Genomic DNA, 24,538 nt, shown 5'->3' on the forward strand with positions numbered 1-24,538 from the left:
TCCCGGGAACCCCGCCGGGTCACTCGACATCCAGGGGCTCCCGCGTCGGCAGGAGGGGCAGCCTGAGCGACACCCGGGTACCGGGATGCAGCGGTTCCAGGCACAACGCGGCGCCCAGATCCCGCGCCCGGCTTTTCATGTTGGCCAGGCCCCGTCCCGCCCGGACCGTGTCGGGCAGGCCGACACCATCATCGGCCACGGCGAGGCAGACGTGACCGTTGACCTCATACGCGGCCTCGACCCGGACTTCCCGGGCTCGCGCGTGCTTGATGGCATTGTTGATGGCTTCCTGCACGATCCTCAGCACCTGCAGGATCTGCCGGCTTTCCAGCGACGGGCATTGGTCCAGCTGGAGTTGCCAGGTCAGCTTCAGCTGGAACTCCGAGAGCCGGTACTGGTAACGGTGACGCAAATCCGCCAGGGCATCGGGCAGGCTTTGCGCGTCGTTGCCCATGGTGTCGACGACCAGATGCAAATCGTCCAGACATTGCCGCAGCAGGTCATCGACTTCGGCCTGCGGCAGCCCCTCATGTTTCATCCGCAGCCGGGCGGTCGCCAACTGGGAGCCGAAACCATCGTGGACATCCCGCAGCAAGCGCTCGCGCTCGCGCTGTCGCGTGCGCTCGACCTTCATGGCCGTGAAGGCGCGGTTTGCCCTTTCGATGGCCTGCCGGGAGAGCACGGTATCGGTGATATCAGTCAGGACGCCCTCCCAGACCGTCGAGCCGTCCGCCAAATTCCGCGGCAGCGCATGAACGCTCACCCAGCGGGTTGACCCATGAATGACCAGGCGCGCCTGGCCGGACAGCTCGCGCTGCTGGTGGCAGGCGGCGGCGTGCGCCTGTTCCCAGGCCATGCGGTCGTCGGGATGGACACAGGCATGGGCACGCCGGGGATCGTGCAGGACATCCTGTCTCCTGACGCCCATGAGCTTGAGAAATCGGGCGCTGAGGAAGGTATAGCGCCACCGGTCCTCGCCAGGCCTCCGGACCAGCGCAAAGAGGCCGACCGCGATGGCATCGGTCAGTTTCAGGGCGGTTTGCTCCAGCCGCAGGATGGTCTGGTAGGCGGCGGCGATCTCGGTCGTATGGCTCGCGATGAGCGTCCGGCCGATGGCCAGGAACATCGCGACATACAGGGGCAGGAGCGCGAGCAGCGGTCCCAGGCGGACCGTGCCGATACCATAGGTCCGATCGATGCCGCTGGGGGGCCCGAACAGGGCCAGGGCCAGCCTGGCGCACTCGATGGCCAGTTGGCCGACCAACAACCACAACAGTTTCTGGTGCGGCAGGGACGATCCGCGGATGTTCAGGACCAGGGCTTCCACCATCGCCCAGACCGCCAGGCAAATCAGCAATGCCAGGAGGAGCAGGTGGTGACTGCGCTGCAAGGTCAGCAACACCAGAATTTCCAGGCAGAAGTTCAGGACGAGGATCAGGCAGCTCAGGATGCCGATCACCTGCAGCGGCAGCGCGGCGGTTCTCAACCACTCGCGCGAAGGCGGGACATCGGGCCTCATCTGGCCGGGCCCAAGGGGATGCCCAGGACCGGAGCGACCGTCTGCCGCCATTCCTCCGAGCAGCCCGGGTGCAGCCGATCGCACCGTGCGGACCAATCCCTGAAGGTGGTTTGCTCAAAGGCCGCTTGGAGGCGCTGGTGGTCCTCGGGACGGGGGATGACGTTGACGAGATGGTAGGGCACGCCATGGGCGCAGGGGCCTCCCACGTTACAGGCGGTAAACGCCTCATGAAAACGCTCCGCGTTGGCCCATATCGCCGCCACATGGGTCTTGACAGCCGTTTCCAGCGTGGCCTGCTGATGCCGGGACAGACGATCCCACAGGGTCAGGTTGATCAGGTAGCCGTTGATGCCCATCTGGGTGCTCGGCCCGAAGAAGTGGGTCGAGTACTGCGGCCAGCCCGCGGCGTTGCCCGACATCGCGCTGGTAATGGCGCAATCGACCAGGCCTTGCCTCAGCGCATCCTTCACGTCCTCGATCGGCAGAACCACCGCTGTTCCACCGAAGAAGGCGATCAAGGGCGCGAAATTCTCGCTCCCGACCCTGACCTTGAGTCCCGCCAGATCCCTCAGGCCCGCAATGCGCCTGCGGCAGAAAAACACCTGGGGACCAAATGGCCATACCCCCAGGAGCTTGGCGTTGAAATCCCGACGCAGCAGGCGATCCAGAAGCGGCGCATAGACCTCGGCCGCCGCGCGGGCCGTTCCGAAATCGGAGGAGGCCCCCAGCAGGTCGACGCCCAGCAGGCCGGGTTCGACCGTGGCATTCTGCAGAAAACGCAGCGAAACCAGATCCAGCGCGCCCGTCTTCAGCATCAGCAACTGGTAGGTATCCTTGATACCCAGACGGTCATTGGGCGTATAGCGCACCTCAAGGGGCAGGCCTGTGGTGGCGGCCAGCTGCTCGAAGAAGCGTTGCTCCTGTTGCTGGATCATGCCGGTGATGGAGGGTTGTCCCACAACCTTGATGGGAACGCTGTCCAGCTTTTGCCAGGCATAGACAAACCCCCAGGCGAGAAGGCTGGCGAACACTATCCTTGACCACATAAATGATGTTCTGTCGGGTGAATCACGCTGGTCTGGCGGGCCTTTTGCCAGGGAAGGATAGGCTGACGAGGGTGGCCCTGGCGCCTGCTGACAGGTATCGTCAGAATTTCGTAACTTACCGGCTCTTCCGGGCGAATCGCACCCTCGATCCCGGTCATGAAACCCATCCTCCGCATGTCTCACGCACCATGATGCCGTGCCCGCAACCCAGGCCCTGGTGGGTCATCCTCGGTCTCCTGACGATACCGGGCCTGGTCGCGGCGACACCCGGGCCGCAGGAAGCCCTGTGGATATCCAGGACCCTCGCCCGCATGACCCTGGAGGAGAAGGTAGGGCAGCTGTTCGTCAGCCGCGCGCGAGGCGTCACCGCCGACACGGCCGATCCCGCGGCGGTCGCGCAAAACCGCCGCGAGGCGGGCGTCGACAACGCGCTGGCGCTTGTCCGGACCTACCATGTGGGCGGCTTGATCTACTTCGGGGACAACATCACGACGCCGGAGGCCCTGGCGCGTTTCGGCAATGCCGTCCAGGCCGCCGCCGAGGAAGCCCGCGTGCCTATCCCCATCCTCACCACCATCGACCAGGAGCAGGGGCTGGTGGTTCGGGTGGGACCGCCGGCGACGCAGTTCCCCGGCAGTATGGCGCTGGGCGCTTCCCGCCAACCGGGTGCCGCCCGGATTGCCGCCCGGATTACCGGGCGGGAGCTGGCCGCGCTGGGCGTCTTCGGCGATTACGCGCCGGTGGCCGATGTCAATATCAATCCCGCCAACCCGGTGATTGGCATCCGTTCGTTCGGCGCCCGCGCTTCGCTGGTGGCCCGCTTCGTCCAGGCACAGGTACGGGGCTTCCGGGATGTCGGCATGGTCTCTGCCGCCAAGCACTTTCCCGGGCATGGCGACACCAGCGTCGACAGCCATACCGGCCTGCCGGTGATCACCCACGACCGCCAACAGCTGGACAGCATCGACCTGCCGCCGTTCCGTTCGGCCATCGCCGCCGGTGTCCTGTCCATCATGACCGCCCATATCGTTGTGCCGGCGCTCGATCCTTCCGGCAGCCCTGCTACCTTGTCCAGACCGATCGTCACCGGGTTGTTGCGCGGTGAGATGCACTACGACGGCGTCGTGGTGACCGATTCCCTGCGCATGGAGGCTGTGCGCCAGACATACGGCGATGACCGCGTGGCGGTGCTGGCGATCCTGGCCGGCGTCGACCAGCTGCTGGATCCTCCCGACCTGAAGCTGGCCTACAACGCCGTTCTCTCGGCCGTCCGCAGCGGCGAGATTCCCGGAACCCGGCTGGATGCCTCGGTGGCCCGCATCCTCAGGCTGAAACGGCAGCTCGGCCTGATCGCCGCGCCCTACGTGGACGAGCAGCGGGTCAGCCGCATCGTCGGCCGTCCGCGGCACTTGCGGGTGGCCCAGCGCATCAGCGACGCAACCCCCACGTTGATCGCCAACCGGTCCCGGCTGCTGCCGGCCAGGGTCCGGCAGCGCAAGGTGCTGGTGGTCGGGCGCAGTGTCGCGGCGCCGGCCTTGGCCAGTGCGCTCTCGGGCCGGGGCGCGGCCGTCACCTTGCTGGAAACCGGGCTCAGGCCGGGCGTGGAGCAACGGCAGGCGGCCCTCGCCCGGTCGCGGGGACAGGATCTGATCGTTGTCGCGATCTACAACGCTCTCCAATATGTCGAACAGATCCCGCTGGTCAAAGACCTGCTCGGGACGGGTGTTCCCGTGGCGATCGTCGCCACCGGGACGCCCTACGACATCGCCGCCTTCCCCGAAGCGCCCACCTATCTGGCGAGCTACTCCTTCCGCGGCGTGGCGATGGCATCCGCCATCAAGATCATCACGGGAGCCCTCCCGCCACGGGGCAAGCTGCCGGTTTCGATACCCTCGCTGACCGCACCGGAGCAGATCCTCTACCCCTACGGCTTCGGTCTGCGCTGGCGCTGAAACATCGGTTCGGATCGGTGAGGGGGCTCCGCGACCGTCCGGTGCCGCGCGGACGCCACGACGGCCGGGGAGGATTTGTTATGCTTGCGGCGACCCTATCGATCGACCTGTCGCGGCAAGCCCGAGCCGGGCGCTGCCGCAGCGGTTGCCCGCAGAACGCCCGATGTGAACCCTTTCGTCAGCCGCATGGTGGAGAAGATGACGCGATATCTCGTTGCCCTCGGGCTTTGCTGTCTGGCCGCCCATGCTCAGGCCGCCTGTCCCAAACGGCTGAGCGGCAAGTATGTCTCGTCGGTTGAGTACACCATCATGAGTCAGGTGTCCCAACCTCCGGGATACCAGAACAGCGTCGCCAATGTCCGCTACGACATCACCTCGGCCGAGATCAAGGGCAATACGCTGACCTTCGTCAAGGTCTTCTCCGCCTACGCGGGCAGCGGCGACATTGCCCGGGAAGTCGAGGGGAAAAGCTTTCCCGTGGTCTTCGATTCCAGGACCTGCACCGGCTATTTTGGCGAACGGACCAACCCGATCCATTTTGTCGTGGGCGACTCGGGTCGAGTCATCAAATCCCTCAAGGGCAGCACCCCGCTTTCGAACACCATCGCTGCCTCGCTGGGTGAATTCATCCGTCAGTAAGCCCGCGCCGTCACCGTCCGACAGCAGCCGTTGCGCAGGGCAAGGCCATCGGCCGGGGGCGCGACGCCCGACGGACAGCAACCCATGCCGATGCGTGTCGTCCTGGCCGACATCACGACGCTGAGCGTCGATGCCATCGTCAATGCCGCCAATACCAGCCTGCTCGGTGGCGGCGGGGTGGATGGCGCCATTCATCGGGCGGCGGGGCCGGAACTGCTGGAAGCCTGTCGTGCCCTCGGCGGTTGTCCGCCCGGCGAGGCGCGCATCACGCCGGCCTTCGGTTTGCCGGCCCGCTACGTCATCCACGCCGTGGGACCGATCTGGCGCGGCGGTCATCATGGCGAGGCCGAGCTATTGGCGAGGTGCTACCGTCATGCGCTCGAACTGGCGCTGGGGCAGCGGCTGGCCAGCATCGCCTTTCCCGCCATCAGCACGGGCGCCTATGGTTATCCGGTCGAGCTGGCCGCCGCCGTCGCCATCGGCACCGTCGGCGCGGTCGTCGAGCGAGCGCCGGGGCTGCAGGTAAGTTTCTGCTGTTTCTCGGCCGCCGACTGCGCGGTCTACCTGCGCCAACTCGCTTCCCGCGGCAGTGTCTAGGCCCGTTCCCCTGGCGGCGCGGGCCGCCTGCGCAGCGCGCAGATCAGCACGTCATAGTGCCAGCCGCCCCGGCCGCTGGTCTCGTCCCAGAAGTGCCGGCGCACATAATCGACAAAGTCCTCCTCGCTGACCGGCCGGGAGAAGGCGTCCTGGTCGCGATCGCAGAGCGCCAGGCGGGCGATTGCCAGCGTGTCCTCCAGGCGGTGTGTCACGAACGAGCCCGGTACGCGGTCGAGGGCGTAATTGAAGCCCCCGTCCATGGCCATCACGGGCCAGAGCCCTTCCACCAGGTTGAAGCGGGCCGCGCCGAAATGTTCCAGCATCCGGTTGCAGCCCGAGTCCGGATCCTTCAGCAGCACCAGCAGCACGCCGTCATCCGACAGCTGCCGGGCGGCCCGCAACACGCTGGCGGCCCACTTGTGATCGGGGATGTGATAGAGCACATGGCTGATGATGCCGACATCCACCGGCCGCGGCGGCACGGTGGTGCCCAGGGTGCCCGCCACGACCTCGGCGCCCGGGCAATCGGCGGCCAGCCGGGCGCGGAACACGGGGCTGGGTTCCACCGCCAGGACGTGCCGGAAGCGCTCCAGCAGCAGCCGGGTCAGGTCACCGCCACCCGCGCCCCAGTCCACCGCCAGGGCCTCGGCCGGATAGCGGCTGCATATCCCGCGCAGGTAGGCATGCACATGCGGCCGTTCGCCCGAGCTTGCCAGCAGGGTCGCAAAGGCACGTTCGTAGTCCGGGTCTTCCCAGCGGAATCGTCGCAGTTCGCTCATGTAGGGCTCCGGTCAGTCCTCGGCTATCTCAGCACATCGCCGGAGAAAGGAACAGCGGCACGACCCTCGGCCGGGCCATGCCCCGCGGCATGGCTGCATTGGCCGCCGGCGCCGCAGCCGGTAACATGGCCGGCATCCAAGGCGCCGTGATGCCACGGGAATCGAGAAGCTCATGTCAATACCGGAAACCGTCGGGGCGGAAACGGGCGATGCGCTGGTGATCATCGACGTGCAGAACGATTTTCTCCCGGGCGGCGCGCTGCCCGTGCCGGCGGGCGATGAGGTCGTCGCGCCGCTCAACGGCTGGCTGGCGATCTTCGCCGCCCGCGCGCTGCCCGTTTTCGCCACCCGCGACTGCCATCCGCCCGATCACTGCTCCTTCCGGGCGCAGGGCGGCCCCTGGCCCCGCCACTGCGTCAAGGGTTCGCCTGGCGCGGATTTTCCCATCGCCCTGCGGTTGCCGCCGGTCGCCCGGATCATCGACAAGCCGGACTGCGCTGATCGCGAGACCTACTCCGCCTTCACCGGGACCGCGCTGGAAGCGGAACTGCGCGCCGCCGGCGTCACCCGGCTCTGGGTCGGCGGGCTGGCGACCGACTACTGCGTCCTCAACACCGTGCTGGATGCCCTGCGGCTGGGCTTCCGGGTGCTGCTGCTGGTCGAGGCCCTGCGCGCGGTCGACGCCGAGCCCGGCGATGGCGACCGGGCCATGGCCCGCATGACCGCCGAGGGCGCCATCCCGATCGGGTCTCGTCATGGCTGAAGCGGCCCTGCTCACCGATCTCTACCAGCTGACCATGCTCAAGGCGTATGCCGACCAAGGCATGCGGGAAACGGCGGTATTCGAGTTTTTCGTCCGCCGCCTGCCGGCGCGGCGCCGGTTTCTCATGGCGGCCGGGCTGGAGCAGGTGCTCGACTACCTGGAGCAGCTGGCGTTCACGCCGGAGGAGCTGGCCTGGCTGCGCGATTCGGGCCGGTTCGACGCCGGCTTTGTCGACAGCCTGGCCGATTTCCGCTTCACCGGCGACGTCGACGCCATGCCGGAAGGCACGGTGTTTTTCGCCGACGAGCCGATCCTGCGGGTGACAGCGCCGCTGCCGGAGGCACAGTTCGTCGAATCCCGCATCATCAACCTCCTGCATTTCCAGACCCTGATCGCCTCCAAGGCTGCCCGCGTGCGGCTCGCCGCGCCGGACCGGCTACTGGCCGACTTCGGCCTGCGCCGCGCCCACGGCGCGGAGGCGGGGCTCTTGTCCGCGCGCGCCAGCCATATCGCCGGTTTCGACGGCAGCGCCACCGTGCTGGCCGGCATGCGCTGGGGCATCCCGCTGTTCGGCACGCTGGCGCATGCCTACATCCAGGCCCACGATTGCGAGCTCATGGCCTTCGAGCATTTCGTCCAGTCGCATCCGGCGGGCACGACGCTGCTGATCGATACCTACGACACCGAAGCGGCCGCGCATTCCCTGGTGCCGCTGCTGCGGCGCTGGGCCGGCGAGGGCAGGGGCATCCAGGGCGTGCGGCTGGACAGCGGCGATCTGGCCGAACATGCCCGGCAGGTCCGCGCCATCCTCGATGCCGGCGGTTTTCCCGGGGTCAGGATCATCGCCAGCAGCAGCCTGGACGAGGACAGCATCCGCCAGCTGGTGGCGGATGGCGCGCCCATCGACGGCTTCGGCGTCGGCACCCGCATGAACACCAGCAGCGACCAGCCGTATCTCGATTGTGCCTACAAGTTGCAGGAATATGCCGGCGTCGCCCGCCGCAAGCGCTCCGAAGGCAAGGCAACCTGGCCGGGGCGCAAGCAGGTGTTCCGGACATTCGACGCGCTTGGCCGGGCCACGGGTGATACCCTGACCCTGGTGGACGACAGCGCGGCCGGCATTCCCCTGCTGCGACCGGTGATGCGTGCTGGCCGGCGGCTGGCCGCTTCGCCGCCCCTGGCCGAGGTGCGCGACCATGCCCGGGCGCAGCTCGACAGCTTGCCGCCCGCCCTGTGCCAGCCCGGCGCCACCGAGCCCTATCCGGTGCGGGTTGCCGACAGCCTGCGGGCGCTGGCGGCGGCGCTGGACCGGCAGGACCACCAGGGCGCCCGCCTGCCGGCGCCCTGCGGTGGGACATCCCCGATATCCCGCACGCGAGAGAGGTCATCATGACGCACGTTTTCACCCGCCTTGAGCTGACACACTGCCCCGCGCAGCTGCCCTGCGCGGCGGACGGCCGCAACCCGGCCTTCGACATCCGCTTCAGCGCCGACGGCGAGGTTCCCTTTCCGCAGGTGATCCTGCATGGCCAGGGTCGCCAGAAACTCATCAAGGACCAGGCGATCACCGGCAGCCGCGAGGCCAGCGGCGCCTGGCAGTATGTCGCCAGCATCCCGGCCGGCCTCCTTGAAGGCGGCCGCATCACCGTGCAGGTGGAAGGCTGCCGACGGGCGAACCTGGCCGAGGCCGGCGGCGATGACTGGATCAAGCGCTTCCAGGAATGCCAGCTGATCCCGCCGCCGCGTCCCATGGCCGAGCCGCGCCTGGTGGTGTCGGGTGGTGCCGAGCTCAGGGTGTACTTCGGCATTCACAAGCACATGCACCAGCCGTACTACAACACCACCGACCGCCACTACTGGGACGGCGAGAAGGATGGCATCTTCGGTTCCCGCGGCGGCAACTACACCGATTTCATTCCCGCCGCCGCGCGCCAGTACCTCAATGGCGGCCTGCCGCATGCGGGCCTGTCGACCAGCTGGAGCGGCTCGCTGATCGAGCAGCTCGACCGCTGCGGCGACGAGGGTCTGTGCGGCGGCCGCTTCGCCGGCTGGAACCAGCCGCTGCGCGCCATCGCCGGCGCCCGCACGACGCTGGGCAACCCGCGCGTGTCGTTTTCCGCCTTCGGCTTCTTCCATCCGCTGATGCCGCTGATCCCGCACCGCGACATCGTGCGCCAGATTCACTGGCATCGCGACGCCATTCGCCGCGCCTTCGGCGTCGAGGCCTCGCGGGTGCTGTTTCCGCCCGAGACCGCCTTCCATGTGCGCATGATCCCGGCGCTGGTCGAGGCCGGCATCGAGGCGGTGATCTACGACTCCATCCACCGCTTCCGCGCCTGTCGCGACTACCCCTATGCCGGCATCGGCGAGGGCATGCTGCCGCCCAACCCGGCCGAGCAGGTCAACCCGCCGGTGGACGACTGGCTGCAACTGCACAACATCTGGGCCGGTTCGAAGATTTCCCCCGGCCTGTTGCGGCCGGAATATGTCGGCTACGAGGACCCGGACGGCCATCTGCACCAGCTCATCGCCGTGCCGGCGGAGCGCTACATCGGCAACGAGGACGCGCGCGGCGGCTTCGGCGCCCTGCAATACCCGGACGTGCTGGGCCAGGTGTACGACCGCATCGTCGAGAGCAACAGCTTCGATCCCGCGCATCCGCCGTTCTTCCTGCTGCATTCCGATGGCGACAACCACGGCGGCGGCGCCGACAGCTACTACCACCACAACACCGGCCGGCTGGTCGAATGGCTGCAACAGGATCGCAGCTTCGAGCTGACCACGGTCGAGGATTACCTGCAACGCTTTCCGCCCGACCCCGACCGGGTGATCCATATCGAACCGGGGTCCTGGGCCGGCGCCGACAACGGCGATCCGCAGTTCATGAAGTGGTTCAGCCGCTACGATCAGCCGTACTCGCCCGACCTCAACTCCTGGGCGGTACTGACCGCCTTCCAGAACCGGGTGCAGACCTTGGAGTGTGCCGAGCCCGAGCATCCCGCCCTGGCCGAGGCCATCCGCCTGCTGCTGACCGCCGAAACCAGCTGCTACTGGTACTGGACCGGCCAGGAGGTCTGGGACCGGCAGGTGACCCAGGCCGCCAACCTGGCCCACGGCCTGCTCGGGCCGGCGCTGAACCCCCTGCTCGCCGCCGGCCACGATCGCAGCGGGCCGACCATCTTCCCGCCCTGGGTGACGCCGGAAAATCCCGGCGGCCAGCGCTGGGGCCAGGGTTGCCTGCTCGACGCGCCGCGCCAGGGCGTCGCACACACCTTCGTGGCCGATGTCTCCGGCCTCAAGCGGGTCGAGCTGGTGTTGCGCACGGCCGCGGGCGAGAGCCGTCTCGCCATGCGCAACCATGGCCCTTACCCCTCGCGCACCGGCGCGCTGGCCACGGCCGACTACCTCACCGCCGAACTGCCGGTCGGCCTGGGTGACGTGCGCTATTTCATCGAAGCGGAAGACCGGCGCGGGAATGTCGCATGGGGCTCCCTGGAACGCATCTTCCTGCCCTAGCCAGGACTGGCCAGGCGTGCCGGATCCCGGCACGGCGCGCGGCCAGCGTGCTGTTCGCCGGTCTTCTGGGCTGCACCGCCGTGGTCGACCGCTTCAGCGGTCGGGGCGATGCCTGCGCGATCCTGGCCACCGGCACGCCGGCCATGGCCACCATCGCCGCCATCCACGACACCGGCATCACCGTCAACAACGACCCGGTGGTCGATTTTGACCTCGACGTGCAGCCCGCCGGCGGCAAGCCGTTCAGATCCGCCGCCCGGGCGCTGGTCTCGCGGCTGGCGGTGCCCCGGATCCAGCCCGGCCGCACGCTGCCGGTCAAATACGATCCCGCGCAACCCGGCCGGGCGGCCATCGACGCCTGGGATTGTCGCTGACCGGCCGCAGCGCTGCCGGCGCGGTCCGGGGTCACGCCTGTCCGCCGGCGCGTGCATCCAGGTGGGCGTAGGGCGGCAGGGTTCTCAGCCGGTGATCCTCCCGATGCCTGCCGACGGTGAAATGGTAGAGGCTCTGGTAGCGGGTGTCGCCCAGTCCCAGCAGCGCATGCACGCCGTCGTCGAAGAAGCAGCCGATGCCGGTACCGCGTACCCCGGCCAGCTCGGCTTCCAGGTACAGCGCCTGGCCGATGAGGCCGCATTCCCAGAACAGCCGCCGGTATTGCCAGGCGCCGTCGGCCAGCGCCGCGTCGAACTCCGCCAGCATGCCCAGGCTGAAGGCGCCGTCGCTGGCGATGTCCTGATGGCAGGCGAGGCGTTGGGCCAGGCTGCCGCAAGGCCCGGCGGCCAGGCGCAGGAGGCGCAGCCCGTCCGGCGCGTCCGGCACGGCCGCCCATTCGAATTCGGGCCGCAGGGCGGCGCGTAGCGGAGCCTCGGCATCGGCCCGCCGGGGGCAGAGGTACAGGCCGGGCGCCAGTCCCTCAACCCGTTGCACGAACAGCAGCAGGTGAACGCGCGGCGGCCAGGTCCAGACATCCAGCGGCGGCTGCGGGCCGGGCAGGGTGACCGCGAGCAGTGTCCACAGCGTCTGTCGCGAGATGGCGGTGATGCCATCGAAGGCCTGGGCGCTGCGGCGCTGCTGCAGGATGTCCCAGGCCGGCACGTCGGTCGCCCGTGGCGTGCGCGTGACCGGCAGTACGGCGGCAGACGTTCTGGCCAGCGGCTGCGTGCGAGGCTTGCGCGTGGCGACGTGGACTGTCTCGATCAGCGGCCAGTCGTGCCGATGCGCGGGACTCAGCCGGTTGGCCTGTCCGAGCCATCGCCCGGCCGCCGCGGCCTCCAGCAGCGGGTCGATGGCCGGCGCCGGTCCGGCCCCGGGGCCGACCCGGCACAGGAGGTCGGCGGCCTCGCGCTCGGCGTCGGCAAAATCGCCGTCGCGGTCCAGTCCCAGCAGGCGGGCGATATCCCCATCGCCCCAGTCGTCCAGCAGCCGCACCTGCCAGCCCAGCAGGCCGGCCGCCATCCGCAGCGCCGCCAGGGCGTGGCCGATGTCATGCTGGCAGTAGCGGAACGCGCGCTCGCCGTATTTCCAGGCCTCCCGCCAGTGCACCGAACTGAGGCCGATCAGGCAGCCATCCAGCGGCAACACCGCGCGGCACCGTTGCTCCAGCGCATGATCGTAGGGCCGGTAGTGGTAGACACCGGCCGCCAGATCCGGCCGGCCCGGTCCCAGCGCCACGTAGGCCTCGGTCGGGTGCAGGTTGCCGCTCGACGGATTGCAGCGCAGCGCCCAGCGCGACCCCGGGATTTCCTTCCACGCGGACAGCCCGAAGGCGCCCTGCAGCAGGCTGCCGAGGGTGTCCGGATTCAGCGGACAGGCAGCGATGGCCCCCGGTATGTGCAGGTCGGCCCAGCTGGCCCGGCGCCGATCGCCCGTGGCCAGGGGCAGGGGGACGAGCGGTGCGCCACGGAAGGTCCGGAAAGGGTCCGGCTGTGTCTCCCAGTCGAGAAACCCCGGCCCCGGCGCATAGGCCTCGAAGCGGTGTTTGCTGCGGTCATGGTAGCGGCGGGCGATAGCGAGAGCGTTGCGGGTGTTCATGCGCAGCCAGGCGTAGGGAAGCGACGTCGGAGCGAAGGATATGCCAGCGCCGGGGTGGCTGGCGATCCGGCATGGCCTGGAGGTCCCGCCCATCCAGGCCGGGCCGGCGGGCTGTCATGGTGTGGCGGTCATGCCTGTCCCGGTTCAGCAGCCAGAGGCCAGGGCAGCGGGCTGTATGCCTCCCAGCGGGTGGCGTATCGTTCGCGAACGATGCGCTGTCTGCGTCAGCGCATCCTCTGAAACGGTTGAGTCATGGCCGTTGCGGTTTTCCGGAAGCCGGTTCTAATCGTGGCCGCATTGGCTGATACGTCACCCGCGATCAGCCGCTCATGCCGGTTCGGTCGGTCGCGCTTCAGGCAGCGTTTCCTTGCGTGAAGGTTGCATTGTGTGCCCTCCGATTATTCCTGCCATTCCCCAAGGTCCCCGCAGCTGGAGGTCCTTCCTTGACATTCTTTGACAGGTATCAAAGAAGAGGGGGAAGACAAAAGCGCAGACTTCGGGCTCCAATAAAACCGGAAAGGAGGAGCAATCATGGCCTTGATTACCTGGACCCAGGAGCAGTACGGCACCAACGTCGGTTTCGCGGACGAGGAACACAAAAAGCTGTTCGGCCTGCTCAACAAACTGTATGACGAAGCCACCAGCGGCGCGCCACGAGTCACGATTGGCTCATCCCTGGACGCGCTCATTGCCTACGTGGTGGACCACTTTGCCCATGAGGAAAAGGAAATGCAGTCTACAGTGCCTATGGTCAACATAAGGCCGAGCATGACGCTCTGGTGGAGATTTGCGCCGATCTGCAGAAGAAATTCCATGCTGGCCAGGCTGAGGTCACCGATGAGGTTGGTCAAATGGTCAAGAGTTGGCTGGATAACCATATTCCGAAGTTCGACAAGGGCTACAGCAGCGTCCTGAAGTAACTTCCGCCTGATTGGCGATTCCATGGCCGTTGCCCGGCATGCGGCTGGGCGGCGACCGCCGGTCATGCGGCCAATCCAGCGCTACAGGATGTGCCTCTCCCAGCGGGAGGCACACCACTCGTGAAAAATGTGTTTCCCGCGTCAGCGCGTATGGCCGCGCCCGTCAAGGTGGTGGAAATTCCGGGACGGAATTCCGGTTCGGTTGACTCGTTCTTGGCGGCGGGCAGGCGAGCCTATGCGGATAGCGTGGATGGGGCCACCAACGGTTCATCCCCACGCCCGTGGGGAACGGGTACCAGCACATCGCCGGCCTCAAGCCGATCAGCTTGCAGGCCGCCGTTGCCTATGCCTCCGGGTTTGGCTGCACACTGGCAGACATCAGCCCCGCCATGGCCGCAGAGATCGACAAGGCAAAGCGCGTGACGGGAAATGTCGAGCCGAACGTGGTTGAGTACATACCTGTGATAGGATTACATAAATGTTTTCCTATCATCAGCTGGGTTCAGGCGGGCATGTGGAGTGAGATCGTCGATCAGTTCCCGCGCGGTAGCGCCGATGAGTACTTCTATACCGTCAACAGCCACGGCCCGCACACCTTCGCATTGCGCGTCGTCGGTGACAGCATGGAGCCTGAGTACCGCGAGGGTGACATCATTCTGGTTGATCCTGACGTGTCGCCCCGTCCGGGTGATGCCGTAGTGGCCCGCAACCACCACGAGGAGGCCACCTTCAAGAAGTATCGTTCTCGCGGCCGTGACGCGGACGGCAATGACGTTTTCGAGCTGGTGCCGCTGAATGCGGACTACGCTACGATCAGATCCGATGAAGAACCGATCCGCATCATCGGTGTCGTGGTTCAGCATACGAGAATGAGGAAGCCTTGATGACAAAAGCCGCATTTTTAGCCCTCGTCTTTACCATTGCTGCATGCACTTACGGCACAGGAACGCGCTTCGAGTGGCAAGAGGCAAACCGTGTCACAAACGGCATGACGCGCGAACAGGTCATCTCAATCATGGGCAGCAAGCCAGACATGGCTGGCGATGATTACATCAGTTGGAACTGGTTTTGGGTTAACAGCTTGACAGGAAGCTACGAAACAAAAAACGTCAAATTTAGCTTTGACAAAAACGGCAAGACTATTGGCGTTCCTGATGGTGGAGTCGGGAGAAACATTGTTAAATATGTTGATGATTGAGCAGCATGAAAATCATTCTGGCATCGCTTATCGCCATCCTGGCAGCAGGCTGCACCACAGGCCAAGCCATTTTCACCGTCTCCGGTGTCAACGGATCAAGTCAGCTGTTGCGCACAAAAACCATTGGCACAATGGTCGAGCCTGACGCGAACATGATGAGCCGCAATCTTGAAAAATCATTGATTACAGAACTTCAGCGCAGCAAGTATAAATATCAGCCGCGCAAGCCAGACGTTGTCATCAAGGTTCAGGCCGACCATGCGGGGCGCGGAACTGGCAACAGCTGGTCATATGTTCCGATATGGGGCGGCATACAAACAAAAACCGAGCAACTGGAATTGGTCAATCTGGAATTCCAGGCATCCGAAAACGGCAAGCCATTCTGGGAGGCGCGCATCAGCGGCAGCGGCGACGTTGTACTGGGTGAGCTACAGGGCGGATGCATTCGCGAACTATTGCTCAACCATACCGACGACAACGAAACGCGCGAAGATCGCTGTTACAAGGATTGGTGGCCGCCAAGGTAAATAAAAAGCCCTCTCACGAGGGCTTTTTTGCGTCATGGCACTACCATTCAACCAGACTTCAAATACCGAAACGCTTCATCGGCACTGTCTGGCGTAATGATGCCTGGGAACTCACGCGGCCTGCCGTTCGTTTTCAGGTATACCTTGGCCCCATGGTCGAGGAATTGAGCCGCGACACGAATCAGCCATGAAGCAGGTGGCGTCCAGTCTGGCGTCTGGCTGCGGTTCATCCCCACGGGCGTGGGGAACGCTCTCCAAAGATGGGGAGGAGTGATGAGTACAACGGTTCATCCCCACGGGCGTGGGGAACGCTTCACGCCAAGGCAGCTGGTCGATCCCGGCACCGGTTCATCCCCACGGGCGTGGGGAACGCGCGCAGCAGACCGCCGCCGGGCTGGCAAAAGCCGGTTCATCCCCACGGGCGTGGGGAACGCATCAAGCATGTCCCGGCCAACCAGCGTCTGGGCGGTTCATCCCCACGGGCGTGGGGAACGCGTATGCGCTATCCACGATGACGATATCGGTCCCGGTTCATCCCCACGGGCGTGGGGAACGCCGGCCGATTCGGGCTGCGGGATAATTCCGCCGCGGTTCATCCCCACGGGCGTGGGGAACGCAATCCCGGCAGGCTTCATCCAGCAAAATGATCCGGTTCATCCCCACGGGCGTGGGGAACGCCCGAGGGATACCATGGACTTTTACACCGACTACGGTTCATCCCCACGGGCGTGGGGAACGCAGCTCGATTTCCTTCAGGCTGGCGCGGATGTCCGGTTCATCCCCACGGGCGTGGGGAACGCGCAGCCGGCCATTGCCGGCGCGGGTCACGCGCCGGTTCATCCCCACGGGCGTGGGGAACGCTCCGATCCGGCCAGCGCCGGCAGCCCCGAGGCCGGTTCATCCCCACGGGCGTGGGGAACGCACCAATCGTAACCGATTGTCAGGGAAGGAAAAAAACAGCGCGGCGCGGGGTACCCGCTTTTGAAGGCTGGGCGCCATTCCGGAACCCTTGGCAGATCAATGGGTTGCATTTTGTCAAAGAGCACGGTGGCGGTTCCACCGGCAACGGTTCAGGAGGAGCCATTGAGCGGGGGTTCGGGCGGGTAAAAGGAGACGAGCTTGAGCCCGTCCAACTCGACCGCCATGCGCCGGTTCTTGCCCAAGGTGACGAAATCGAAGCCTGATTCGGTATTGGTGGACCAGACCATGACGGCGTTGCCCTCGCCCAGACCCTGCTCGACCTGGCTCCAGATCATTTCGCGCACGCGCCGCGACAGGTCACCCACATAAACGCCGGCGCGGACTTCCACCAGCCAGACGCCCAGGCGGCCGCGCAGCCGGGGCGGGACATTCTCAACCACGATGACCAGCATCGCCCAGGGGCTCCGGGTTGGGGATGGCGGGGCCGACGGCGTCTTCCGGCGGGGCAGGTGGCTCCAGTCCGCCCGCGCTCAGCACGTCCTCGATCAGGGGAATGATCTTCCCAGCAGGCGGGTCTTGCGGAACATGTCGCGGCAGGCCAGCCGGACCTCGCGCTCGGGCTCGGCCGGGTCACGCGCGGCGATCTGGAAGGCAATGGGCGCCACTGACTCGAACTTGAACAGGTCGGCGATATCGTAGACGAACGACAGCGGCTTGCCGGTGTGGATGAAGCCGACCGCCGGCGCATAGCCTGCCGCCAGCACGGCGGCCTCGGTGATGCCGTAGAGACAGGCGGTGGCGGAACTCATGCAGCGGTTGGGCACGTCGCCGGACCCCCGTTCCTGGGCATCGTAATCGCGGTGCTTCCAGACCACGCCATAGCGCCTGGCCAACAGTTCGTAGGTCTTGCGCACCCGCGCGCCTTCGATGCCGCGCAGTTGCTGCACGCTGCGTCGCTCGGGCGGCTTCTCGCCAAAGCGGATTTCGTACATCTTGCGCACGACTTTGAGTCGGGCGTCGTCATCCAGCGCCAGTCTGGCCTGGTACAGCAGCCGGTCGGAACGCGCCCCGCCGGGCTGGCCGGAGGCATAGAGCCGCACGCCGGCCTCGCCGACCCAGACCAGCAGGGTGCCGACCCGCGCCGCCAGCGCCGCCGCCCGGTGCGAGACGCGGGTACCGGGTTCCAGCATGATGCAGGCGATGGCGCCGACCGGGATGTGGGTGCGGACGCCGTTCTGGTCGATGACGACGAAGGCCCCGTCCAGAACGTCGATCTCGCCGCGCTCGATGAAGACGAGGGAGACGCGCTCCTTCATGGCGATGGGTTTGAGGGGAGGGAGCAGGTCGGTCATGAGGATGCGTCCGAGGCGGAAAGGGGGGATTCGCCGACCAGCCGCAGGGCGCTCTCGATCACCCTGTCGGCCAGGTAATACCCGGACGCCGCCAGGGCTGCCACCGAGGGCCCGATCTCCGATAACAACCTCGCGCGTTTGGCGAGCACCCGGATGCCCAGGGTGCCGACCACCGGCAAACCCAGGTGTCCCGCCAGTCTGCGCCCGGCCCGGTCGTCCATGACGATGCCCGCCGACAATTCGAGTGCCGCCGCGATGGCGCTGGCCTCGCCGGGGTCCACGGTCCAGGCGGGATGCGCCGGGGTGGGCCGCACTCCGAGTTGTCCAGCGCCGATGGCGGTCCGGATGGCCGTACATTCGCGCCGGACGCTACCGGCGCAGCACTCGGCCAGCACGGTCTCCGTCATCCATGCGCGGGAGAACAGGGCGGGTAGGAGATGCAGAGCGTCCAGTCTTGCCAAGGCGATCAGGGGGCCGGCGTCGGCGACGACGATTTCAACCGAAGGCTTCAATCTCTTGCTCCAGTTCGCCGGGCCGGGGCCGGGCGACCGGGATGCGCAGTTCGGCCAGCCGATCCATGAACTCGGCCAGGTCGAGCCCCGCCAGCCGCGCAGCTTGGCCCAGCGACAGGGTTTCCTCGTCGAACAGCTTCACCGCCAGGGCCAGGCCCACTCCGCCCCTCAGCAGGGCGTCGCCGAAGGGCACGGCCACGAACACTGGCGCACCGTCGCGGGTGACCAGGCACAGCCTGCCCGCCTCGGTGTCTTCGGCCAGTTCGCCGACATGTTCTGGCAGGTCGCGCAGGGAAAAGGTATGCATGGTGTCGCGTCTCCTGGATGTTGGGATCGGCAACACTCTAGGCCAGCCGCCGGACCAGGAGCAAACCACAGCCGAAGCTCTTGGCGGGGCCGATGCCGTTGCGAAGCTTGCCCCGCAAAATCTCCGGTGCCGTAACCTTGAGCAAGCCTTGGTACGTGACGGTCAACAGCTTGCCATGGTGCTGGCTCTTATCACGGAAGAACAGCGCTGGATGCGGCTGGACCGCCACGGATTCCACACTGGCGCAATCACCCAATCGGCCATTGAGCCAGGCGATTTGCTCTTCTTCAAGAAACAAGGGCTTTCGGCACTTGAATTCTCCCCGTTTGTTAGGTTTTTTACCCGGTTTGGTATCGGAATATTGGTCGGTGTGATCTTGCAACCTTATTTGGGACACCGCCTTCATTAAGCAGCCATACGCTTCTCAAACTCCCAGGGTGACTGGTAGTTGAGGGTCGAATGGCGGCGCTTGGGGTTGTAGTAGGTCTCGATGTAGTCGAAGACCTCGGCCTTGGCCGCTTCCCGGGTGGGGTAACGGGCCCCATGCACCTGCTCCACCTTCAGGGTATGAAAGAAGCTTTCCATGGCGGCATTGTCGTAACAGTCGCCCTTCCTGCTCATGCTGCAAAGGAAGCCCTGTTGCTCAAGGAGCGCCTGGTAATCCCGTGCCGCGTATTGGCTGCCCCGATCCGAATGCACCAGCAACCCGGGTGCGGGCCGGCGGCGCCAGATCGCCATACCGAGCGCGTTGATCACGAGGTCTTTGGTGATCCGTTCGGCCATGGACCAACCGACCACCGCCCGGGCAAAGAGATCCAACACTACCGCCAGATACAACCAGCCTTCGCCGGTCCAGAGGTACGTGATGTCGGCGACCCACTTCTGATTGGGGCCGGCCGCCGTGAAGTCCTGCTCCAGTCGGTTCGGCGCCACGGGGAGGGCATGCTTGGACTGCGTGGTGGCCTTGAAGCGTCGGGCGGCCCGCGCCCTGAGGCCCATGGCCCGCACCCGCTGAGCGACTCGCCGCCGACTCACCCGCCAGCCCTCGGCCTGCAGATCCAGCGTGATCCGGGGCGCGCCATAACGGCCCCGGTGCGCGTCAAAGAGCCGCTGAATGTCAGCGTCCAGACGCCGGTTTTCGGCCGCCCGGGGTGACTCGGGAGCGCGCCGCCAAGCGTAATAACCGCTCCTGCTCACCCGCAGTACCCGACACATCGCCGCCACCGTAAAGACTCTTTCATGCGCTTGGATGAAGGCGTACCTTACCGAGATTCCCTGGCAAAGTACGCCGCCGCTTTTTTTAGGATCGCGACCTCCTCCTCGCGTTGCGCCAAGAGACGCTTGAGTCGCGTGAGTTCCGCCGCTTGCTCGGCCTGCAGTGCCGCCGCCCCATTCCGCAGCCGATACCGCGCGAGCCAGTTGTGCAGCAAGCTCTCGCCAATGTCCAACTCCCGCGCCACCACCGCGGCCTTATGCCCGGCCAACACCCGCTTCACCGCCTGTTCCCGGAACTCCGGGGTAAATTTCCGGCGCACTGACTTCTTGCTCATAGTCATGAATCACCCCGTCATTGTTACTCACAAACAAGGTGTCCACTAAATGATGGCAAGATCAATTACTCCGGCCACAATAAAACGTACGACCACGGGGTCAGTTGCTGCGCCAGACAAGGCTTCCATGGGTTGCAGACGTTCGATAAAAAGTGGCCGGGTTCATAGAAAACGGCGCAAGGGATTCCCGCTGGCTGCCATGCCCCGGTGCCGACAGGGCCGGTAGTTCCGGTCCCTGGCCATGATCGCTGCGGTGGCATGCCGCTGGGCCGGATGCCACCGCTTCCGTTGCCGGCCGCTTGCTATCCTGTCGGTGGCGTGTCGCTTCCATAAGGGCTTGCAATACCCTTGCCCGCGCGGCCGGCAGGTGGCGCCGTGGCGCCGGCCTTGCGGTCGACATCTCCCCCTGCGGGGTGGTACGATGGGATCATCAGGGTTGACTGATTCGAGCGCCCGTAACCGTCCCGTCCCCGGGAACCCCCCGATCCTCAACCGGAGTACCATGCATGGCAGGCTATGTGGACGACGTCGTCATCCCTTACGACCGGGATCTCGGGCCGGTACTGTTCGAGCACTATGGCGCCGACACTGCCCGGCGCGTGGCCGAGCGATCGCCCGGTGACGTGCTGGAAATCGCCGCCGGTACCGGCATTGTCACGCGGCATCTGCGCAACCTGCTGCCCAGGGATGCGCGGCTGACGGCGATCGACATCAGCGATTCGATGATGGCGCTCGCCCGGACAAAGTTTCTGCCCGACGAGCAGGTCACGTTCCGGAACGCGGACGCCACGGCGTTGCCATTCATGGACGCGTCGTTCGATGCGGTGGTCTGCCAGTTCGGGATCATGTTCTTCGATCAGGACCAGGCATTCGGCGAGGTGTACCGGACCCTCAGGCGCGGCGGGCGTTACCTGTTCCGCGTCTGGGATTCGGAGCAGTACAACCCGTTTGCCAGCCTGAGCTTCGAGGTGCTGAAGCGCTTCTTCCCGTCGGATACGCCCCGCTTCCTGTGCGATCCGGTGGCCTGCCATCAAATCGATCCGATCAAGGAACGGCTGATCCGGGCCGGGTTCGATCCCATCGTGATTTCCGTGCAGCGGCATACCTACGACATCCTCGACGTGTCGGCCTTTGCCCGCGCCTTGGTGTATACGCCGATCATCTTCGAGATCAGGGACCGCGGTGGCGTCAATCCCGAGGACATCGTCGATGCCCTTGCCGAGGCCTTCCGCCAGGCATACGGCGCCAGCCCCACGCGTTATCCGATGCAGGCCATCCTGTTCGAAACGGAGAAGCGATAGGGCCGCCGGGCGTGTCCCGTCATCGGGGCCATCGTCCCACCCATTCCCGACCCTCGCATGGGCGGGACCCCCTTCCTGAACACCTGCGCCGGAGGCCCGTTTCCAGGGCCAGGGCCGAATCTTTCGAGGTATCCATGCAGATGAACGAGAGCACGCCGATGGCAAGATGCTGCGCCGTGGCGCTGCTGCTGATCTTGGGCCAGGGGGCCGCCAGCGCCATGCCGGGCATGTCCCTGGCGGGCGGGGGTGGCGCGGAGCCGCCGCCCACCTCGCAGCCGCTGGGCGGCGGGCTGGCCTCGCCGGGTTCCAATTTCGAGATCACCTACAGCGCCGATGGCAAAACGGCCCTGTTCACCTCGACCCGCCCGGGCAGCGTCGAGTCGGGGACGCCCTACAACTTCGATGTCTGGCTGGCCCGCAACGCCGATGGGATCTGGCAGGCGCCGATCCCGCTCGGGGCTGGCATCGATCCCGCCGTCGGGCCGGACATCAACACCCCCGACTGGGAACTGGAGGCGAGCTTTTCCGACGACGGCAACCTCATCTATTTCACCCGCTACCGGGCCGGCAACCTGTCGACCGGCGACCTTTACGTGGCCCAGAAGGTCAACGGCGTCTGGCAGCCGGCCCGGAACTGGAACGAGGTGCCGGAACTGCCGCATCTCAACACCCCGACCGGTGAGGAGCATTGCCCGATCATCGCTTCCGACAGCCTGATCTACTTCAACTACCAGCAGCCGGGCGTCACCCAGGACAGCGATATCTGGAAGGTCGAGAAGAAGGACGGTGTCTGGCAGAAACCGGAGAGCCTGGGGCCCCGGATCAATTCACCCTACCGCGACCACCTGCACTGGACCGGGCTGTCCAGGGACGGCAAGAGCCTGATCGTCACCAGCAACCGGCCCGACCTGGGCTCGCGGGGCGGGCACGATGAGTGGATCGCCTACCAGAACCCCAAGGGCGAATGGCAGGAGCCCCTGAACCTCGGCGACACCATCAATACCGCCGGGGAGGACATGTGCTGGACCTTCACGCCCGATGGCCAGTCATTCACCGGCGGCTGGGGGCCGCAGGGCAGCTACAACATGGCGATCCACCGGGTCGCCAAGGACGATATTCCCCTGCTGAAGCGTTTCGAACCCATCGGCCCGCCGCCCAATCTGCTTGCCAGCGGCGCGGTGAAGCAGAAGAATAGCCACTGACGCGACCCGCCATCCCCGTTGCGCGGCGCCATCCGCCCGGCCGCCCCGCCGGCGGGGCGGATGGCGGCGGAGTCAGTCTCGATCGGTCCAAGCGGCAACCCCATCCGACGGCCATGATGAATTCGTACTGGACAGATGCCCCGGTCCGACGGCCGGTTCACGGCAGCCGGCCGCGCCCGTCGCGATCGGGTCGACCGGAGCCGCACCCATGATTCCCCACCGACGCGATACCCCGCGGCCGTTCCTGCCGGGCTACCTGTACGGGCAGACCCTGCTGGAGAATCCCATCTACAACAAGGGCAGCGCCTTTACCGAGGCGGAGCGCGACGTCTATGGCCTGCGCGGCCTGCTGCCGCCGCATGTGGACACCCTCGACGAGCAGCTGGCGCGCGCCTACGGCGCCTTTCGCGAGGCCGAGGGCGATCTCGGCAAGCACATCTACCTGCGGCAGTTGCAGGACACCAACGAGGTGCTGTTCTACCGCCTCCTGCTGGCCCACATCGAGGAGATGCTGCCGGTCGTCTATACCCCGACCGTGGGGCTGGCCTGCCAGCGTTTCAGCCAGATCTACCGGCGGCCCCGCGGCCTGTTCATCTCCTGGCCGAACCGCGGCAACATCCGCCGCATCCTGGCCAACCGCCCGGTCGGCGATATCGACGTCATCGTGGTCTCGGACGGCGAGCGCATCCTCGGCATCGGCGACCAGGGCGCCGGCGGCATGGGCATCCCGATCGGCAAGCTGTCCCTCTACACCCTGATAGGCGGCATCCACCCGGAGCACACCCTGCCGATCATGCTGGATGTCGGCACCAACAATCCGGAGCGCCTGGCCGATTCGCTGTATCTCGGCTGGCACCACGAGCGGGTGACCGGCGACGACTACTACGATTTCGTGGACGAGTTCGTGCAGGCGGTCACGGCGGAGATGCCGCGGGTCTGCCTGCAATGGGAGGATTTCGCCACTCCGCACGCGCGGCCGCTGCTGGAGCGCTACCGCGACCGCCTGCTCAGCTTCAACGACGACATCCAGGGCACGGCGGCGGTGGCGCTAGGCGCGGTGCTCAGCGCCGTCAACGTCGCCGGCGAGGCCCTGCGCGATCAGCGCATCGTCTTCCTCGGCGCGGGCTCGGCCGGCATCGGCGTCGCCGATTACCTGCGCGCCGCCCTGGTCAAGCAGGGCCTGAGCGAAGCCGAGGCGCGCGCCCGCTTCTATCTGATCGACAAGGACGGCCTGCTGCACGACCGGCGCGCCGACCTGCTGCCGGAGCAGCGCCCCTACGCCCAGCCATGGGCGGCCGTGGCTGACTGGCCCAGGAGCGCGCGCGGCACGATCGGCCTGGCCGAGGTGATCGGCCAGATCCGCGCCACCATCCTGATCGGCCTGTCCACCGTGGCCGGCGCCTTTGACGAAGCGGTGGTGCGCGGCATGGCCGGCAAGGTCGAGCGGCCGATCATCTTCCCGCTGTCCAACCCGACCTGCCGCGCCGAGGCCACCGCCGAACAGCTGATCGCCTGGACCGACGGCCGCGTCCTGGTGGCGACCGGATCGCCGTTCCCGGCCGTTGCCCATGCCGGGCGCGACTACCGCATCGCCCAGTGCAACAACGTCTACATCTTCCCGGCGGTCGGTCTGGCGCTGGTGGCCGGGCGTGCCTGGCGGGTCACCGACAGCATGCTCATCGCCGCCGCCGAGGCGCTGGCGCGCCTGTCGCCCGCCTTGTCGGCACCCGGCGCGCCGCTGCTGCCGCCCTTGCAGCGGGCGCGGGAAGTGGCCGCCGAGGTGGCGCTGGCGGTGGCCCTGCAGGCGGTGGCGGATGGCGTCGCGCCGGTGGCGGATCGCGAATCCCTGCGCGAGGCCATCCGCCTCAACCAGTGGCAGCCGGCCTATTGCGAGCTGCCGCTGTAG

23 protein-coding genes, 1 pseudogene and 1 CRISPR repeat array are annotated in these 24,538 nt (G+C 66.5%); of the genes and pseudogenes, 14 read left to right on the forward strand and 10 right to left on the reverse strand.

The features are described 5' to 3' along the window. Positions 1 to 19: 19 nt before the first annotated feature. Both ACH5N8_RS04400 and dctP read right to left on the reverse strand, forming a co-directional pair. Positions 20 to 1,519, reverse strand: a complete 1,500-nt coding sequence (locus ACH5N8_RS04400) for a sensor histidine kinase (RefSeq protein WP_483282653.1) — start codon at positions 1,517 to 1,519, stop codon at positions 20 to 22. Further along, positions 1,516 to 2,550 carry a TRAP transporter substrate-binding protein DctP gene (gene dctP / locus ACH5N8_RS04405; RefSeq protein ID WP_483282654.1) on the reverse strand — a complete coding sequence of 345 codons (1,035 nt, stop codon included), beginning with the start codon at positions 2,548 to 2,550 and terminating at the stop codon, positions 1,516 to 1,518. Before dctP ends, ACH5N8_RS04400 begins: the two co-directional genes overlap by 4 nt. A 203-nt stretch (positions 2,551 to 2,753) precedes the next feature. On the opposite strand from dctP, the gene ACH5N8_RS04410 reads away from it, so the two are divergent. The 3 genes from ACH5N8_RS04410 (at position 2,754) to ACH5N8_RS04420 (ending at position 5,753) form a co-directional block, all read left to right on the forward strand. Continuing rightward, a complete protein-coding gene (locus ACH5N8_RS04410; RefSeq protein WP_483282655.1) occupies positions 2,754 to 4,517 on the forward strand; it encodes a glycoside hydrolase family 3 protein in 1,764 nt (587 codons plus the stop codon). 198 nt (positions 4,518 to 4,715) lie between these two features. Beyond that, positions 4,716 to 5,156, forward strand: coding sequence for a hypothetical protein (locus ACH5N8_RS04415; RefSeq protein ID WP_483282656.1), 441 nt, complete (start codon positions 4,716 to 4,718; stop codon positions 5,154 to 5,156). An 84-nt stretch (positions 5,157 to 5,240) separates the two neighbouring features. Beyond that, on the forward strand, positions 5,241 to 5,753 hold the full coding sequence (locus ACH5N8_RS04420) for an O-acetyl-ADP-ribose deacetylase (RefSeq protein WP_483282657.1): 513 nt from the start codon (positions 5,241 to 5,243) through the stop codon (positions 5,751 to 5,753). Here the strand turns inward: ACH5N8_RS04420 and ACH5N8_RS04425 are convergent. After that, on the reverse strand, positions 5,750 to 6,532 hold the full coding sequence (locus ACH5N8_RS04425) for a class I SAM-dependent methyltransferase (RefSeq protein ID WP_483282658.1): 783 nt from the start codon (positions 6,530 to 6,532) through the stop codon (positions 5,750 to 5,752). The two genes, ACH5N8_RS04420 and ACH5N8_RS04425, sit on opposite strands and share 4 nt — an antisense overlap. Positions 6,533 to 6,704: 172 nt before the next feature. Here ACH5N8_RS04425 and ACH5N8_RS04430 point away from each other — a divergent pair, with 172 nt between their 5' ends. The 4 genes from ACH5N8_RS04430 to ACH5N8_RS04445 are packed head-to-tail and all read left to right on the forward strand — an operon-like array spanning position 6,705 to position 11,185. Further along, the gene (locus tag ACH5N8_RS04430) at positions 6,705 to 7,295 is read left to right on the forward strand and encodes an isochorismatase family protein (protein WP_483282659.1); all 591 of its coding nucleotides are present in this window, start codon (positions 6,705 to 6,707) and stop codon (positions 7,293 to 7,295) included. Further along, on the forward strand, positions 7,288 to 8,688 hold the full coding sequence (locus ACH5N8_RS04435; protein ID WP_483282660.1) for a nicotinate phosphoribosyltransferase: 1,401 nt from the start codon (positions 7,288 to 7,290) through the stop codon (positions 8,686 to 8,688). Before ACH5N8_RS04430 ends, ACH5N8_RS04435 begins: the two co-directional genes overlap by 8 nt. Continuing rightward, positions 8,685 to 10,811 (forward strand): glycosyl hydrolase family 57, encoded by a 2,127-nt coding sequence (locus tag ACH5N8_RS04440; protein WP_483282661.1) that lies wholly within the window; start codon positions 8,685 to 8,687, stop codon positions 10,809 to 10,811. The genes ACH5N8_RS04435 and ACH5N8_RS04440 overlap by 4 nt, the downstream gene beginning before the upstream one ends. A gap of 47 nt (positions 10,812 to 10,858) precedes the next feature. Next, on the forward strand, positions 10,859 to 11,185 hold the full coding sequence (locus ACH5N8_RS04445; protein WP_483282662.1) for a hypothetical protein: 327 nt from the start codon (positions 10,859 to 10,861) through the stop codon (positions 11,183 to 11,185). Between the two features lie 31 nt (positions 11,186 to 11,216). On the opposite strand, the gene ACH5N8_RS04450 is transcribed toward ACH5N8_RS04445, so the two are convergent. Further along, positions 11,217 to 12,842 (reverse strand): SagB/ThcOx family dehydrogenase, encoded by a 1,626-nt coding sequence (locus ACH5N8_RS04450; protein WP_483282663.1) that lies wholly within the window; start codon positions 12,840 to 12,842, stop codon positions 11,217 to 11,219. Positions 12,843 to 13,373: 531 nt separating this feature from the next. Between ACH5N8_RS04450 and ACH5N8_RS04455 the strand changes: the two are divergent. The 4 genes and pseudogenes from ACH5N8_RS04455 to ACH5N8_RS04470 all read left to right on the forward strand — a co-directional run bounded on the left by ACH5N8_RS04455 (position 13,374) and on the right by ACH5N8_RS04470 (position 15,487). Continuing rightward, a pseudogene (locus ACH5N8_RS04455) lies at positions 13,374 to 13,762 on the forward strand (bacteriohemerythrin). A 326-nt stretch (positions 13,763 to 14,088) separates the two neighbouring features. Beyond that, on the forward strand, positions 14,089 to 14,646 hold the full coding sequence (locus ACH5N8_RS04460) for a LexA family protein (RefSeq protein WP_483282664.1): 558 nt from the start codon (positions 14,089 to 14,091) through the stop codon (positions 14,644 to 14,646). Beyond that, the gene (bamE, locus tag ACH5N8_RS04465; RefSeq protein WP_483282665.1) at positions 14,646 to 14,960 is read left to right on the forward strand and encodes an outer membrane protein assembly factor BamE domain-containing protein; all 315 of its coding nucleotides are present in this window, start codon (positions 14,646 to 14,648) and stop codon (positions 14,958 to 14,960) included. Before ACH5N8_RS04460 ends, bamE begins: the two co-directional genes overlap by 1 nt. A gap of 5 nt (positions 14,961 to 14,965) precedes the next feature. After that, positions 14,966 to 15,487: a hypothetical protein gene (locus tag ACH5N8_RS04470; protein WP_483282666.1), complete on the forward strand. Its 522-nt coding sequence runs from the start codon at positions 14,966 to 14,968 to the stop codon at positions 15,485 to 15,487. Positions 15,488 to 15,709: 222 nt separating this feature from the next. Further along, a CRISPR array of direct repeats spans positions 15,710 to 16,409; the repeat unit is 29 nt; unit sequence CGGTTCATCCCCACGGGCGTGGGGAACGC. A 148-nt stretch (positions 16,410 to 16,557) separates the two neighbouring features. Here the strand turns inward: ACH5N8_RS04470 and cas2e are convergent. The 6 genes from cas2e to ACH5N8_RS04500 all read right to left on the reverse strand — a co-directional run bounded on the left by cas2e (position 16,558) and on the right by ACH5N8_RS04500 (position 20,129). After that, positions 16,558 to 16,860 carry a type I-E CRISPR-associated endoribonuclease Cas2e gene (gene cas2e / locus ACH5N8_RS04475; RefSeq protein WP_483282667.1) on the reverse strand — a complete coding sequence of 101 codons (303 nt, stop codon included), beginning with the start codon at positions 16,858 to 16,860 and terminating at the stop codon, positions 16,558 to 16,560. Between the two features lie 93 nt (positions 16,861 to 16,953). After that, positions 16,954 to 17,760, reverse strand: a complete 807-nt coding sequence (gene cas1e / locus ACH5N8_RS04480; protein ID WP_483282668.1) for a type I-E CRISPR-associated endonuclease Cas1e — start codon at positions 17,758 to 17,760, stop codon at positions 16,954 to 16,956. Continuing rightward, on the reverse strand, positions 17,757 to 18,272 hold the full coding sequence (locus ACH5N8_RS04485; protein ID WP_483282669.1) for a PIN domain-containing protein: 516 nt from the start codon (positions 18,270 to 18,272) through the stop codon (positions 17,757 to 17,759). Before ACH5N8_RS04485 ends, cas1e begins: the two co-directional genes overlap by 4 nt. Beyond that, positions 18,256 to 18,579, reverse strand: coding sequence for a UPF0175 family protein (locus ACH5N8_RS04490; protein WP_483282670.1), 324 nt, complete (start codon positions 18,577 to 18,579; stop codon positions 18,256 to 18,258). Before ACH5N8_RS04490 ends, ACH5N8_RS04485 begins: the two co-directional genes overlap by 17 nt. A 37-nt stretch (positions 18,580 to 18,616) precedes the next feature. Next, positions 18,617 to 18,985 carry a type I-E CRISPR-associated protein Cas6/Cse3/CasE gene (cas6e, locus tag ACH5N8_RS04495; protein WP_483282671.1) on the reverse strand — a complete coding sequence of 123 codons (369 nt, stop codon included), beginning with the start codon at positions 18,983 to 18,985 and terminating at the stop codon, positions 18,617 to 18,619. Continuing rightward, a protein-coding gene (locus ACH5N8_RS04500; RefSeq protein WP_483282672.1) for an IS3 family transposase occupies positions 18,985 to 20,129 on the reverse strand; the annotation gives its coding sequence in 2 pieces (ribosomal slippage) (positions 18,985 to 19,883 and positions 19,883 to 20,129; 1,146 coding nt in all). Before ACH5N8_RS04500 ends, cas6e begins: the two co-directional genes overlap by 1 nt. A gap of 506 nt (positions 20,130 to 20,635) precedes the next feature. Between ACH5N8_RS04500 and ACH5N8_RS04505 the strand changes: the two genes are divergently transcribed. The 3 genes from ACH5N8_RS04505 to ACH5N8_RS04515 all read left to right on the forward strand — a co-directional run bounded on the left by ACH5N8_RS04505 (position 20,636) and on the right by ACH5N8_RS04515 (position 24,538). After that, positions 20,636 to 21,430 (forward strand): class I SAM-dependent methyltransferase, encoded by a 795-nt coding sequence (locus tag ACH5N8_RS04505; RefSeq protein ID WP_460028406.1) that lies wholly within the window; start codon positions 20,636 to 20,638, stop codon positions 21,428 to 21,430. Between the two features lie 134 nt (positions 21,431 to 21,564). After that, a complete protein-coding gene (locus ACH5N8_RS04510; protein WP_483282673.1) occupies positions 21,565 to 22,632 on the forward strand; it encodes a hypothetical protein in 1,068 nt (355 codons plus the stop codon). A gap of 208 nt (positions 22,633 to 22,840) precedes the next feature. Next, complete coding sequence (locus ACH5N8_RS04515; protein WP_483282674.1) at positions 22,841 to 24,538, forward strand: NAD-dependent malic enzyme; 1,698 nt, start codon at positions 22,841 to 22,843, stop codon at positions 24,536 to 24,538.

The organism is Methyloparacoccus sp. NF-16, assembly GCF_056880625.1.

Excerpts from the sequence above, each read along its gene's own strand:
- cas1e (WP_483282668.1), bottom strand. The coding sequence starts at position 17,760 with ATGACCGACCTGCTCCCTCCCCTCAAACCCATCGCCATGAAGGAGCGC.
- ACH5N8_RS04505 (WP_460028406.1), top strand. The coding sequence starts at position 20,636 with ATGGCAGGCTATGTGGACGACGTCGTCATCCCTTACGACCGGGATCTC.
- ACH5N8_RS04515 (WP_483282674.1), top strand. The coding sequence starts at position 22,841 with ATGATTCCCCACCGACGCGATACCCCGCGGCCGTTCCTGCCGGGCTAC.
- bamE (WP_483282665.1), top strand. The coding sequence starts at position 14,646 with ATGACAAAAGCCGCATTTTTAGCCCTCGTCTTTACCATTGCTGCATGC.
- ACH5N8_RS04510 (WP_483282673.1), top strand. The coding sequence starts at position 21,565 with ATGCAGATGAACGAGAGCACGCCGATGGCAAGATGCTGCGCCGTGGCG.
- ACH5N8_RS04440 (WP_483282661.1), top strand. The coding sequence starts at position 8,685 with ATGACGCACGTTTTCACCCGCCTTGAGCTGACACACTGCCCCGCGCAG.
- cas6e (WP_483282671.1), bottom strand. The coding sequence starts at position 18,985 with ATGAAGGCGGTGTCCCAAATAAGGTTGCAAGATCACACCGACCAATAT.
- ACH5N8_RS04420 (WP_483282657.1), top strand. The coding sequence starts at position 5,241 with ATGCCGATGCGTGTCGTCCTGGCCGACATCACGACGCTGAGCGTCGAT.
- ACH5N8_RS04410 (WP_483282655.1), top strand. The coding sequence starts at position 2,754 with ATGATGCCGTGCCCGCAACCCAGGCCCTGGTGGGTCATCCTCGGTCTC.
- ACH5N8_RS04400 (WP_483282653.1), bottom strand. The coding sequence starts at position 1,519 with ATGAGGCCCGATGTCCCGCCTTCGCGCGAGTGGTTGAGAACCGCCGCG.
- ACH5N8_RS04450 (WP_483282663.1), bottom strand. The coding sequence starts at position 12,842 with ATGAACACCCGCAACGCTCTCGCTATCGCCCGCCGCTACCATGACCGC.
- ACH5N8_RS04430 (WP_483282659.1), top strand. The coding sequence starts at position 6,705 with ATGTCAATACCGGAAACCGTCGGGGCGGAAACGGGCGATGCGCTGGTG.
- ACH5N8_RS04425 (WP_483282658.1), bottom strand. The coding sequence starts at position 6,532 with ATGAGCGAACTGCGACGATTCCGCTGGGAAGACCCGGACTACGAACGT.
- ACH5N8_RS04470 (WP_483282666.1), top strand. The coding sequence starts at position 14,966 with ATGAAAATCATTCTGGCATCGCTTATCGCCATCCTGGCAGCAGGCTGC.
- ACH5N8_RS04490 (WP_483282670.1), bottom strand. The coding sequence starts at position 18,579 with ATGCATACCTTTTCCCTGCGCGACCTGCCAGAACATGTCGGCGAACTG.
- cas2e (WP_483282667.1), bottom strand. The coding sequence starts at position 16,860 with ATGCTGGTCATCGTGGTTGAGAATGTCCCGCCCCGGCTGCGCGGCCGC.
- ACH5N8_RS04435 (WP_483282660.1), top strand. The coding sequence starts at position 7,288 with ATGGCTGAAGCGGCCCTGCTCACCGATCTCTACCAGCTGACCATGCTC.
- ACH5N8_RS04415 (WP_483282656.1), top strand. The coding sequence starts at position 4,716 with ATGACGCGATATCTCGTTGCCCTCGGGCTTTGCTGTCTGGCCGCCCAT.